At 69.6% G+C, this 11,915-nt stretch carries 11 protein-coding genes; 4 read left to right on the top strand and 7 right to left on the bottom strand.

All coding sequences use genetic code 11. The annotated features are described in order from the left end of the window. The 4 genes from AC1DYD_RS37980 to AC1DYD_RS37965 all read right to left on the bottom strand — a co-directional run. The coding region (locus tag AC1DYD_RS37980; RefSeq protein ID WP_478177895.1) for a multifunctional CCA addition/repair protein at nt 1-1,203 on the bottom strand (1,203 nt) is incomplete at its 3' end. A 37-nt stretch (nt 1,204-1,240) separates the two neighbouring features. Further along, a complete protein-coding gene (locus tag AC1DYD_RS37975; protein WP_478177894.1) occupies nt 1,241-1,924 on the bottom strand; it encodes a glutathione S-transferase family protein in 684 nt (227 codons plus the stop codon). 99 nt (nt 1,925-2,023) lie between these two features. After that, complete coding sequence (locus AC1DYD_RS37970; protein WP_478177893.1) at nt 2,024-2,656, bottom strand: mechanosensitive ion channel domain-containing protein; 633 nt, start codon at nt 2,654-2,656, stop codon at nt 2,024-2,026. A gap of 15 nt (nt 2,657-2,671) precedes the next feature. After that, nucleotides 2,672-4,693: a lytic transglycosylase domain-containing protein gene (locus AC1DYD_RS37965; protein ID WP_478177892.1), complete on the bottom strand. Its 2,022-nt coding sequence runs from the start codon at nt 4,691-4,693 to the stop codon at nt 2,672-2,674. A gap of 9 nt (nt 4,694-4,702) precedes the next feature. Between AC1DYD_RS37965 and AC1DYD_RS37960 the strand changes: the two genes are divergently transcribed. Further along, nucleotides 4,703-5,320, top strand: coding sequence for a 5-formyltetrahydrofolate cyclo-ligase (locus tag AC1DYD_RS37960; RefSeq protein ID WP_478177891.1), 618 nt, complete (start codon nt 4,703-4,705; stop codon nt 5,318-5,320). Nucleotides 5,321-5,550: 230 nt separating this feature from the next. On the opposite strand, the gene AC1DYD_RS37955 is transcribed toward AC1DYD_RS37960, so the two are convergent. After that, complete coding sequence (locus AC1DYD_RS37955; RefSeq protein ID WP_478177890.1) at nt 5,551-6,534, bottom strand: LysR substrate-binding domain-containing protein; 984 nt, start codon at nt 6,532-6,534, stop codon at nt 5,551-5,553. Nucleotides 6,535-6,676: 142 nt separating this feature from the next. Between AC1DYD_RS37955 and AC1DYD_RS37950 the strand changes: the two genes are divergently transcribed. Together AC1DYD_RS37950 and AC1DYD_RS37945 are read left to right on the top strand one after the other, a co-directional pair. Beyond that, the gene (locus AC1DYD_RS37950) at nt 6,677-6,988 is read left to right on the top strand and encodes a DUF2917 domain-containing protein (RefSeq protein WP_478177889.1); all 312 of its coding nucleotides are present in this window, start codon (nt 6,677-6,679) and stop codon (nt 6,986-6,988) included. 324 nt (nt 6,989-7,312) lie between these two features. Further along, the gene (locus AC1DYD_RS37945) at nt 7,313-8,599 is read left to right on the top strand and encodes a polysaccharide biosynthesis protein (RefSeq protein ID WP_478177888.1); all 1,287 of its coding nucleotides are present in this window, start codon (nt 7,313-7,315) and stop codon (nt 8,597-8,599) included. On the opposite strand, the gene AC1DYD_RS37940 is transcribed toward AC1DYD_RS37945, so the two are convergent. Together AC1DYD_RS37940 and AC1DYD_RS37935 are read right to left on the bottom strand one after the other, a co-directional pair. Beyond that, entirely contained in the window at nt 8,584-9,516 is a 933-nt protein-coding gene (locus AC1DYD_RS37940) for a hypothetical protein (RefSeq protein WP_478177887.1), read from the bottom strand. The two genes, AC1DYD_RS37945 and AC1DYD_RS37940, sit on opposite strands and share 16 nt — an antisense overlap. Nucleotides 9,517-9,585: 69 nt before the next feature. Then, on the bottom strand, nt 9,586-10,443 hold the full coding sequence (locus AC1DYD_RS37935; protein WP_478177886.1) for a DUF6279 family lipoprotein: 858 nt from the start codon (nt 10,441-10,443) through the stop codon (nt 9,586-9,588). A gap of 25 nt (nt 10,444-10,468) precedes the next feature. On the opposite strand from AC1DYD_RS37935, the gene glmU reads away from it, so the two are divergent. Beyond that, on the top strand, nt 10,469-11,905 hold the full coding sequence (glmU, locus tag AC1DYD_RS37930) for a bifunctional UDP-N-acetylglucosamine diphosphorylase/glucosamine-1-phosphate N-acetyltransferase GlmU (protein ID WP_478177885.1): 1,437 nt from the start codon (nt 10,469-10,471) through the stop codon (nt 11,903-11,905). Nucleotides 11,906-11,915: the final 10 nt, after the last annotated feature.

Raw genomic sequence — 11,915 nt, 5'->3', positions numbered from 1 at the left:
CTTCGGCCCGGTGGCGCCGGCCGCCTGGGCGTCGCGCGCGATCGGCTCGGTCGCCACCGCACGCGCCGCCGCCAGGGCCGCGAGCAGGCGGGGGCGCTGCGGATACGGTGCTTCGTCCAGGCCCAGACGCCCGCGCGCATCGCACTCGCAGGCCAGCAGCACGTCCTCGAAGCGCTCGGGCTTGCGGAAGGCGTCGCAGCGCTCGAGCAGCCGGACCGTCGCAGCGGCGCCGAGATCGCCGCTGCGGTGGATGTTGCCGTGCTCGCGCGCCACCACGTCGGCCAGTTCGCGCACCTCGACCGGCACCCGCCAGCGCTCGCACAGCGCGCGCAGCAGCGTCGCGCTGCGCTGTTCGTGGCCGATGTGGCGCGGCAGCGCGTCGGCCGGCGTGCTGCCCTTGCCGAGGTCGTGCACCAGGCAGGCGAAGCGCACGCCCAGCGGCGCCGCGAGCCTGGCCGCCATGTCGAGCACCATCATCAGGTGCACGCCGGTGTCGACCTCGGGATGGTGGGCTTCGGGCTGCGGCACCCCCCACAGGCGATCGACCTCGGGCAGCAGCACCGCCAGTGCGCCGCAGGCACGCAGCAGCTCGAACATGCGCGAGGGCCGCGCTTCCATCAGGCCGCGCGCGAGTTCCTGCCAGACCCGCTCGGGCACCAGCGCATCGACCTCGCCAGCCTCGACCATCTCGCACATCAGGGCCATGGTTTCCGGTGCCACCTGGAAATCGGCGAAGCGGGCCGCGAAGCGCGCGACGCGCAGGATGCGCACGGGGTCCTCGCGGAAAGCGTCGGTCACGTGCCGCAACTGCTTTTGCTGCAGGTCGCGCTGGCCATGGAAGGGGTCGATCAGGTCGGCCGGATCGAGGTCGAGCCGGTCGGCGGCGGCGATGCGCTCGGCCGGCAGCGCGATGGCGTTGATCGTCAGGTCGCGCCGTGCCAGGTCCTGCTCGAGCGTGACGTCGGGCGCGGCGTGGACGACGAAGCCGCGGTAGCCCGGCGCGCTCTTGCGCTCGGTGCGGGCCAGCGCGTATTCCTCGCGCGTCTCGGGATGCAGGAAGACCGGGAAGTCGCGCCCCACGGGCAGGTAGCCGCGCGCCGCCATCTGCTCGGGCGTGGCGCCGACCACCACCCAGTCGTGGTCGCTGCCGGCGCGGCCGAGCAGGGCATCGCGGATCGCGCCGCCGACGAGATAGGTTTGCATGCGCCGAGTCTAGGCGCAGAGGCCGTGGCGCAGGCGCTCAGCGCCCGCTGCGGTACGGCTCTTCGAACGGCAGGAAGTCCTTCTCGGCCAGCGCCTCGTCGATCCAGGCCTTGACGCCGGGCAGCGACTGCACGCGGTCGATGTAGGCCGTGATGGCGGCCGGCACCGGCAGCCCGTAGGTCTTGATGCGCGTGCCGATCGGTGCGAAGTACGCGTCCGCGATGGTGAATTCGCCGAACAGCAGCGGCCCGCCGTGCTGCGCCAGCAGTTCGCCCCACATCTGGACGATGCGTTCGAGATCGGATTTCACGTCCGGCTGCTCGCGCAGCAGCCTCGCGCCGACCTCGGGCAGCGAAGCCTCGATGTTCATGCCGCAATGGCCGCGCAGCCCACTGAAGCCCGAGTGCATCTCGGCGCAGAGGCTGCGCGCGCGGGCGCGATCGGCCGCTGCCTCGGGCCACAGCTTCTTGTCGGGATGGGTCTCGGCCAGGTACTCGGCAATGGCCAGGGTGTCCCAGACCACCAGGCCGCCGTCGACCAGCACCGGCACCTTGGCGACCGGATTGAGCGCGCCGATGGCGCTCTTGAACTGCGAGCCGGCGTCGAAGGAGTCGAAGCGCATCCTCACTTCCTCGAAGGGGATGCCGGCCTGCTTCATCAGCACCCAGGGCCGCATCGACCAGGACGAGTAGTTCTTGTTGCCGATGTAGAGCTGGGTCATGGCGGTCCTCCGGAGTGATGCAAAGCCTTCCATGCTAGCGGCGTCGCGCGCCGCGATTGATGCCATCGCGAACCGGAATTGATGCGCGGTTCGCGTCGCTCAGCCGGCCGGGAGGTCGGGAGCGCGCGGCGGCGCCAGGTCGACCGTCGGCGGCAGCACGGGGGCGCCGCCGTGCCAGCGGCGCACGGCGCGCTGGAAGAACATGCTGTTGGGGATCTTCAGCGTCGTGCCCTGCTGCGCGCTGCCGCTTTCCTCCAGCGTGGTGAAGACCAGGTTGATGTCCAGCACGCGGCCCTTGAGGCCCGGCTTCTCGCCGTTCTCCAGCACCTCCACCGTGTCGCCGGGCCAGAACATGCGCGTGGTGAAGATCAGCAGCGCGCAGAAAATGTTCGACAGCACGCTCCAGGCGGCGAAGAAGGCCACCGCGCCGACGGCGGCGAAGCTCGTGAAGGCGGTCCACAGCACGGTGCCCGAGACGCCCAGCCGCTCCAGGCCCCACAGCAAGGCGCCGCCATAGATCAGGAAGGCGATCGTGCGGCGCGTGATCAGGGCCACGTTGCCGGGCAGCGCATAGCCCGTGGTCACGCGCAGGATCAGCCGGCGCGCGAGCCTGTATGTCAGCCAGGCGGCCAGCAGGATCAGCGCCACCTGCGCCACGGGGATGATGATCTCCAGCCATTCGGCGGCCCAGCCGGGCAGCTGGGCACGCAGGCTCTGCAGGGTTCGGTTCACTCCCTACTCCCCTCCTCAGGGCAGGTCTTTGTTGGGCTCGGGCTCGCTGGCGTTGCGCGGGCCCACGCTGCCCAGGCGCGACTTCAGCGACTGCGGCTGGCCGCTGATCACCGCGGCGTAGTTGGTGGTGTTCGCGAGCACCTTCTTGACGTAGTCGCGGGTCTCGTTGAAGGGGACGTTCTCGGCCCAGATTGCGGCCTCCATGGTCGGGCCGTTGCGCCAGTTGCGGGGCCGGCCCGGGCCGGCGTTGTAGGCCGCCGCAGCCAGGGCCATCGAGCCGTCGAAATCGTCGAGCGCGAGCTTGAGGTAGTTGGTGCCGATGGTGATGTTGGTCTCGCGCTCGTTGAGCTGGCCCGGCGTGAAGTCGCCCAGGCCGATCTTCTTGGCGGTCCAGCGCGCGGTGGCCGGCATCACCTGCATCAGGCCGGACGCGCCGACGCCCGAGCGAGCGTCCATGATGAAGCGGCTTTCCTGGCGGATCAGGCCGTAGACGTAGGCCGGGTCGAGGCCGATCTCCTGGCTCTTGCGCAGCACCGTGTCGTGGAAGGGCATCGGGAAGCGCTGCTCGACGTCGATCACGCCCTTGGTGCGTTCGCTGGTGTTGATGCAGCGGTCCCAGACCTCGCGCTGGCAGGCCAGGTCGGCGGCGGCCAGCAGCTCGCGGTCGCCCATGCCGCCCTTGTCGTGCAGGTTGGTGGCGTAGTTCCACTCGCGCGTGCCCTCGGGGCGCAGCCCGATCATGATCGCGTACAGCGCGCGGCTGAGCGCGGGGTTGCTGCGCGCGGCGGCCTTTTCCTCCGGCGTGAGCGGGGCCGGCCGGGTCGGCACGGCGGCGCGCTGGCCCAGTTCCTCCAGCGCCAGCAGTTCGTAGAAGCCGCGGGTCCCGGCGATGCTCTCGAACAGGATGTGGGCCTGGTCGCGGCGCGCGTCGCCGCCGCCGGCGAGCAGGGCGCGGGCCTTCCAGTAGACCCAGGTCGGGTCTTGCTGCTGGGCCTCGCTCATGGCGTCGATGGCCGCCTGCACGTCTTTCCAGCTGCGGGTGCGCAGCGCCGCGCGGGCCTTCCAGGCCAGCATGTCATCCGTCAGGTCGCCGAGCTTGGTGACGTTGGCGAAATAGCCGCTGGCCAGCGGCGAGAGCTTGGTGGCGAACTGGCGGCCGATGGCGCCCCAGAGCCAGTTGCGCTCCTCGTTCGACAGGGTGGTGTCCCATTTGCCCTCGAGCTGGTATGCGGCCACGGCCGGGTCGGCCACTGTCATCTTGATCAGGGCCAGCACCACCAGCTCGCGGCGCGACTTGGCGACCGCGGTGGCGCGGCCGGCCAGGAACTTGGCCGGGTTGGCGTTCATTTCGTCGAACAGCCCGATGGCATCCGGCGCCACCAGCGTCACGGCGGCGCGGGCCGCCTGCGGACGGTTGGCCTCGATCGCCAGCCGCGCCTTCTTCCAGGCGTCGTTGGGCGACATCAGGCGGGCGCCGATCATGCGGTCGGCGGCGGTCAGGCAGCCGTCGTCGAGTTCGCGCTGGGCGAACCAGTTGCGCCGTACCTCGTCGGCCTGGGCCTGGGTCGCGCTGGCCGAGCGCAGCGTCTCGACCAGGATCGCGTAGCAGCGCACCTGGGCATCGTCGTTCATGCGGAAGTCGGGGTGCAGCGCGCCGAAGCTGTCCCAGTCGCGGCGCTGGCCGGCCAGCAGCAGCCAGTCGTTGCGCATCCGGTCTTCCTGGTAGGTGCCGCCATAGCGGGCCAGGAAATCCTGCACTTCCTGGGTGCTGGCCTCTCCGAGGCGGGCCTTCAGTTCCCAGTAGGCGGCCCAGGGTTCGAGCGCATGGCCGAGCGCCTGCGGCAGCAGCCCGGTCAGCCGGGCCTTGTCGCCGCGCTGGGCAGCCTGCTTCATCTGCAGCAGCACATCGTCGCCGCCGCTTTGCGCGCGGGCCGGCTGGAGTGCCGCGGCGGCGGCCAGGACGAGCGAAAAAGCGAGGGTGGAAAAAGAGGCGCGGGGGAGGCGCCGCGCGGATGCCAAAATGCTTGCGAACTGCATCGGGGGATTATGGACAAGTCAAAGGGTGCCGACACCTCGGAAACGGCCACTTTTCTCAAGGGACAACTGCGCGCGGCGCTGGTCGAGCAGCGCCTCGCCATGCCCGACCGCCTTGCGCGCGCCGACTTGCTGCAGCGCGTGATGCGGATCTGGCTGGTGGGGCGGCCGGACACCGTGATCGGCGCCTACTGGCCGATCAAGGGCGAATTCGACCCGCTGCCGGCGCTGCACCGCTGGAAAGAGGATGGCGAGCTGCTCGACGAGCCGCAGCGCCGCCGCATCGGGCTGCCGGTGGTCGACCGGGTCCACAAGACGCTGACCTTCCACGCCTGGTATCCGGGTTGCCCGATGGAGGACGACGCCTTCGACATCCCGAAGCCCAAGGACACCGAACTGATCGTGCCGACGCTGCTGTTCGTGCCCTGCCTGGGCTACAGCGCCGGCGGCTATCGGCTGGGCTACGGCGGCGGTTTCTACGACCGCACGCTGGCGGCGCTGGAGCCCCGGCCGTTCACGGTCGGGCTGGGCTTCGCGAACGGCTTCATCGACGATTTCGAGCCGGAGGCGCACGACCTGCCGCTCGACGCCATCCTGAACGACAACGGCGTGGTCTGGCCGATAGGATGAGCTCGCCCCCAGGTTGCCCGGCACTGCGTGTCCGGGCGCCCACCCCCTACCGGGGGCAACACCGGCGGCCTGGCGAAGCCGGTTCCGCGGTAGAACTATTGCTCGCCCCCAGGTTGCCCGGCACTTCGTGTCCGGGCGCCCACCCCCTACCGGGGGCAACACCGGCGGCCTGGCGAAGCCAGTTCCGCGGTGTTTCACGAAGGGGCCTGGCTGCGCCGGCCGCGTGAAGACTAATCCAGCTGATCCACGGTGTCGGGGTCCGGCACCTCGCCGATGGTCTCGCGCGTGGTGGCGGCCTGGCCTTGCAGCCATTCGCAGAAGGCCTGGATTTCGGGCCGCGGCGCGCTGCGCGGGCCGGTGATCAGCCAGTAGGCCATCGGGGAATCCATCCGGTGCTGCGGCAGCACCTCCACCAGGTCGCCGTTGGCCAGGCTCTCGGCGATCAGCGAACTGCGCGCCAGCACCACGCCCTGGCCCGTGAGCGCGGCCTGGACCATCTGGTAGGCATAGTTGAAATAGAGCCAGCGCCGGGGCTGGGCGCGCGGCATGTCGTTGACCTCGAACCAGCGCCGCCAGGTCAGCCATTCGAGGTGCGTGCGGTGGGCGTCGCCGGCTTCGATCAGGGTGAAGTGCGCGATGTCGGGCGGCGCCTTGATGGCCGGGTTGCTCTTGATCAGCCAGGGGCTGGCCACCGGCGTGATCGTTTCGCCGAAGAGGCGCAGCGCCCCGGCCGGCATGTTCTCGCGCGGGCCGTAGCGCAGGGCGATGTCGACGTCGGCGATGTCCATGTCGAGCGCCACGTCGCTGGCATCGATGCGGATGTCGATTTCGGGGTTGTCGCGCTGGAAGGCCTCGAGGCGCGGGATCAGCCACATCGAGGCGAAGGAGGCGAAAGTCGTGAGGGACACGCTCTTGCGGCCCGCGTTCTGCCGGATCTGGCGCACCGCACCGTCGATCCGAGGCAGCGACTGCTGCACCGCCAGCAGCAGCTGGGCGCCGGCGCCCGTGAGTTCGACCGCCCGCGTGTGGCGCAGGAACAGGCCGACGCCGACCTCTTCCTCGAGCGACTGGATCTGCCGGCTCACGGCCGACTGGGTCAGCGCCATTTCCTCGGCGGCGGCGCGGAAATTCAGATGCCGGGCGACCGCCTCGAAGGCGCGCAGATGGCCGGCGGAGATCGGGCGGGAGCGCAGATGGGTCTGGGAATGCAGCACGGCGAGCCTTGGCCGAAGGTTGGATTGATGCGAAACCGGAATCAGTAGGCTACCGCGTTTTCATTGGACTGCCAACGAGCGGAGGAAGATCATTCATTCCCGAAGCGCGCCATTGCGCACAGTCACCTCAGGAGTCCACACCATGTCCGTTGCTTGCACCTCTTCATCGCTTCCGTCCGCCGTCCTGGCCCGCCCGGCTGCCGTGCCGCCAGCCGTGCGCCGCGGTGCCTGGCAACTCGATGCCGGCCATGCAATGAGCCTGAAGGCCGCCAGCGCGAGCGTGCTGCGTGTCCGGCAGGGCCGGGTCTGGGTGACCCGCGACGCCACCGCCCACGCCGGCAGCGAGGATCTGGTGCTGGCCCCGGGCGAGTCGCTGGCGGTCGCGGCCGGCGAACGCATCGTGATGGAGCCGTGGGACAGCAACGGCGCGACCTACAGCTGGGACGCCGCCTGAGCTGATGGCGCGCCGGGCCGCCTCAAGGCGGCCTGGTGCCCGTTCGGGGGCAGCGCCCCCGGGCCTGCAGGACGCGTCTGCCAACGGCCCACACGCACGGCCACCACGTCGGGTGGCTGGCGGCGTGCGAGGAGAAGCTGATCGATGACAAGCTCGTGACCCAGGAGACCCTGGGCGACAACTTCGAACGGCCGATGCAGCCGGCGCCGTCGATCCGAGCGGTGCCCCTCCACCTTCGCGTATCGTAGAGCCCTTGCCCGGTTCCGGGTCCGATCCCTTTCGCTCCCGGCCGACGCCGGCCCTCATGACCGACGCCTTTCGCCCGTGAACCTTCTTGCCCGTCTGCGCCAGATCGCCATGGTCGGCGGCGTCGAATCCTTCTCCGTGGTTGCCGGCGGCATTGCCGGCCTGCTGGTCGTCAACGTGTTGCCCAAGGACCAGTACGCGGCCTACACCTTCCTGGTCGCATGCCTCACCCTGCTGCTCGGCGTCACCGACCTGGGGCTGGCCCATTGCTGCCTGCCGGTGGTCGGCCAGCGCGCCCGCGAAGTGCCCTGGGTGGTCGGCGCCTGCCGGCAGGTGTTTCGCAGGCGCTGGATGCTGCTGGGCGCCGGCGTCGTGATCGTCGTGCCCTACTGGTTTCTGAGCTCGCGCGACCACGGCTGGCTCGACCGCGGCTACCTGCTGGCCTCGCTGTTCGCGTTCGCAGCCGTCGTGATCACCCTGCGCGAGCACTACCTGGGCACGGTGCTCACGATCCTGGGCCACGTCACGACCTTGAGCCGGGTCGGCTTGACGGCGACCGTGGTCCGCATCGCGGTCGTCTGCACGGTGCTCGTCCTGCCGCTCGGGTCATGGTCGGTGGCCGGCATCGTCGCTGCCACCGGGGTCGCCAGCGCCGTCAGCATCCTGCTCATCCGTCGCGATTTCGCGGCGCGCCAGATCGTGGAAACCAGGTTGGACGCCGCTGACGCGAAGCGCGTGGATGCGCAGGTGATCCGGATCGCCAAGCCCCTGGTGCTGCCGGCGATCTTCTACCAGTTGCAGGGGGTCATCACGGTGTTCCTGGTCTCGCTCTTCGGGACTTCCAACATGGTGGCGGAGGTCGGTGCCTTCGGGCGGCTGGCGATGGCGCTGATCGTGGTGGACCGGGTGACCAACATCCTGCTGTTCCCGGCGATCGCGCGCACGCCGGCCGGGGACGGGCTTCGCATGATCATGTGGCGGGCCCACCTGAGCTACCTCTGCATGATGGCGCTGGCGCTGTTGAGCGCCTACGTCCTGCCCCAGTACTGGATCCTGCTGCTGGGCGAGAAGTACCGCAACATGGAACCGCTGGTCTGGATGATGTTCCTGTCGTCGATCCTCGCCAACGCTGCCGGCTTCGCCTTCCGCTCGTTGACGGTGCGCGGCGCGACCTCGGGCCAGAGCTACAGCATCCTGGCGACGCTGGCGATCCAGGTGCTCTACCTGGCCGTGATCGGCATCAGCGACCTGCGTTCGGTGCTGGGCTTCGCCATTGCGACCGGCGTCGCCAGTTTCGGCTACCAGTACGGCCTGCTGGTCCTGCGATGGCGACAGTGGGGCGCAGCGCCTCAGGTCCGGCCGTAGACGCGTCCGATGAGGCTGGCGATCGCGAGTCCAACGCGCCGCTGGGCCAGGGCACCGTCCGAATACACCTTGATCGGCGAATTGGCGAAGCGGTAGTACGCCTTGCTGGCGAGTGACGGCGGACGGCCGCCCAGTGCCTGGCGGACATGGCGGCCATGCCAGGGCTTGACCGAGCCGATCGCGTGCGACAGGTAATAGCCGCCGGGCGCGAAATCCATGGCTTCCGGCCCCGCCGTGTTGAGCGGCGCCTCGCAGACGGTGAGCGCGAAGTTCAATGCGTCCTGGTCGGTCGAGTGGAACAGCGTCGCGGACCCCCCGGCCTTCAGCGTCTTGGCGTTCGCGTTGTGCGTTACCACCAGGTCGCACAGGCGTCGCCAGAGGTCCAGGAAACCGAGGTGCTGGCGCGAGACCGCGATGAAGCCGGCGTTGTAGTAGCGCTCGAGCGCCCGCCGGGGCGTGATGCCGTGTGGAGCGAAGAAGCGATTCCACAGCAGTCGCTTGGGATGCCGGGCCGGAAAGCAGGCGTTGACGTCCTCGACCAGCGAGATCCCGTCCTCGGTGAACCAGCCCATGAACGAGGGCCAGTCGCACTTGACCACGATGTCGGGGTCCACGTAGGCGACCACGGCCGCGTCCGGCGCATGCCGTTCCAGCATTTCGCGCAGGAAGGTCGGCTTGTAGTAGGTGAAATGGAGCGGCGTGTCCAGTTCCAGCAAGCGCAGCCTCAGCGTCGGCGCGACCTGGAGCTCGCCGGTGGCCTTCCGGTAGCCGGGCGCATCGAGGATCCATGCGGGGAGTGGGCCCCGGAACCCCACCCACAGGTCGCCGACGTAGCCTGAAGCGATCAGGGAGTTGGAAAGCGCCGCCACACCGAAGTGGTAGTTTCCCTCGAAGAGTGTGCAGAGTGTGATGTTCATGAAGCGTCAAGGAAATCGTTGCCGAGTGTAAACAAATGTTCTAAATCCGCCGAGGACCGCGCTCGGCGTTCATTGCGGGGCCGCCAGCGCGCGCAGGTCGTCCTCGTAGCGCTGCAGCCTTCGCGCGGCCTGTTCGCGCTGGGTCGCGCTGGTCTGGTTGTGAAGCGCAGCGATGGTCGCGCAAGACTCCTGCCGCATCCTGCGCTGGCGATCGCGCGCGGGTCCGGGCGGCGGCTCGGCGATCCGCATCACGTAGCTGTGGAGCGCTGCCTGTGCTTCGGCAGGTGGCTGTTTCGCGGCCAGGAATCGGCCCAGCAGCGCCAGCGCCTCCCGCTGGCGCTGTCGGCGCTCCGTGTCCAGTTCGCGCGGATCGAAAGCGGATCGCTCCACCTGCTGCCGCAGCAGCGCGCGTTGCCCGGCGTCGAGCCGGCCGTAGAAGTCCTCGCTGCGATCGAGGAGCTGGTCGTAGCGCCTTTCTCGCTGCTGGGCCGGACTGCGATCGAGCCAGTCTCTTCTGTATTCGTCGTTGATCTTTCCGTACTTGCGGGCGAGGTGTTCCACTTGCGCCTCGCTGAGGCTGAGCGCCAGCGCGGTCCCTGCGGGCTCCGCCCGCTCGGCCAAGGCCAGCAGGCGCAGCCGGATCGCGTCGAACAGCACGCAGGCCTGGGCCGGTGTCAGGTCGGCGGGCGCCAGCGCTTGCGCCTCCTGCAGCAGGTCGGCGATCTTCGGCAGTTCCTCGCGCCGGTGCCAGGCCAGCAAGCGGCGCAGTTCGTCGCGTACCTGCGGCGTCTGGGCGTCGTCGAAGTCGACGTAGCCGTCGAGCCACCAGTAGCTGATCTCGGGCAGATTGTTGTAGGCCAGTTGGACGGCGCTGCAGGCCGAGAGCAGGGTGGCCAGGGCGATGGCGCCGATAATTCGCGCCAGCATTGCGCAACGTATTCGGGAAAGTGGCATGGATCAGATTCCGCAGGACAACCAGGAGCCTATCGACGTCGTCATCATGGCGGCGGGCAAAGGCACGCGCATGAAGAGCAGCCTGCCCAAAGTGTTGCATCGTTTGGGTGGGCGCGCGCTCGTGGCCCACGTGATCGACACGGCGGCCGGCATCGGCGCGCGCCACATCGTGGTCGTAACCGGCCATGGTGCGGCCGACGTCGAAGCCGCCCTCGAAGGCGCCGTGGCCGGCGTGTCGCCTCGGTTCGCGCGCCAGATGCCGCAGCTCGGGACCGGCCATGCCGTGCAGCAGGCGGCCCCGCTCCTGCCCGACGACGGCACGGTGCTGGTGCTGTCGGGCGACGTGCCGCTGATCAGTGGCGACACGCTGCGCGCACTCGTGGCCGAGAGCGCGGGCCGGCGGCTGGCGCTGTTGACGATCCGGGTCGACGACCCCAAGGGCTACGGCCGCATCGTGCGGGTGCAGGGCGGCCTCGATGCCGAGGGCGAGGTCCAGTCGATCGTCGAGGAGAAGGACGCCAACGAGGCGCAGCGCGCCATCCGCGAGATCTACAGCGGCGTGATGGCGGTGCCGGCGCGGCTGCTCAAGACCTGGTTGGCGCGGCTGGACAACAAGAACGCGCAAGGCGAGTACTACCTGACCGACGTCGTCGGCTTCGCGGCCGTGGACGGCGTGCCGGTGATCGCGCACCGCACCGACGACCCGCTGCAGGTGGCCGGCGTCAACAGCCCCGCTCAGCTGGCAGCACTCGAGCGCGCCTACCAGCTGCGGCAGGCCGAGGCGCTGATGGCGCAAGGCGTGCGGCTGGCCGACCCGGCACGCTTCGACCTGCGCGGCACGCTGGCCTGCGAGTCGGACGTGGAGATCGATGTCAACTGCGTCTTCGAAGGGGCGGTGTCGCTGGGTGCGGATGTCCGCATCGGCGCCAACTGCGTGATCGCCAACGCGCGCATCGAGACCGGTGCGGTGATCCATCCCTTCACCCACATCGACGGCGAGAAGGCCGGCGTGACCGTCGGCGCCGGCGCCCTGGTCGGACCGTTCGCGCGGCTGCGGCCCGGGGCCCGGCTGGGTGCCGAGGTGCACATCGGCAACTTCGTGGAAGTGAAGAACTCGACCCTCGCGGCCGGTGCCAAGGCCAACCACCTGGCCTACCTGGGCGACGCCACGGTCGGCCAGCGGGTCAACTACGGTGCCGGCAGCATCACGGCCAACTACGACGGCGCCAACAAGCACCGCACGATCATCGGCGACGACGTGCACGTGGGCAGCAACTGCGTGCTGGTTGCGCCGCTCACGATCGGCGCCGGCGGCACCGTCGGGGGCGGCTCGACCATCACCAAGAGCACCGAGCCCGGTGCGCTCACGATCTCGCGTGCCAGGCAGGCCAGCTTCCCCGGCTGGAAGCGGCCGCAGAAGGCGCCGAAGGCCTAGGGCGCGACGG

It is taken from the genome of Variovorax sp. P4_B11 (assembly GCF_056402355.1).
Note: the sequence above shows the minus strand (reverse complement) of the source record. Positions and strands in the feature narration are given on the sequence as shown.

Coding starts and splice junctions, on each gene's coding strand:
- AC1DYD_RS37935 (WP_478177886.1), bottom strand. CDS start 10,443: ATGCTGGCGCGAATTATCGGCGCCATCGCCCTGGCCACCCTGCTCTCG.
- AC1DYD_RS37960 (WP_478177891.1), top strand. CDS start 4,703: ATGGACAAGTCAAAGGGTGCCGACACCTCGGAAACGGCCACTTTTCTC.
- AC1DYD_RS37940 (WP_478177887.1), bottom strand. CDS start 9,516: ATGAACATCACACTCTGCACACTCTTCGAGGGAAACTACCACTTCGGT.
- AC1DYD_RS37950 (WP_478177889.1), top strand. CDS start 6,677: ATGTCCGTTGCTTGCACCTCTTCATCGCTTCCGTCCGCCGTCCTGGCC.
- AC1DYD_RS37975 (WP_478177894.1), bottom strand. CDS start 1,924: ATGACCCAGCTCTACATCGGCAACAAGAACTACTCGTCCTGGTCGATG.
- glmU (WP_478177885.1), top strand. CDS start 10,469: ATGGATCAGATTCCGCAGGACAACCAGGAGCCTATCGACGTCGTCATC.
- AC1DYD_RS37965 (WP_478177892.1), bottom strand. CDS start 4,693: ATGCAGTTCGCAAGCATTTTGGCATCCGCGCGGCGCCTCCCCCGCGCC.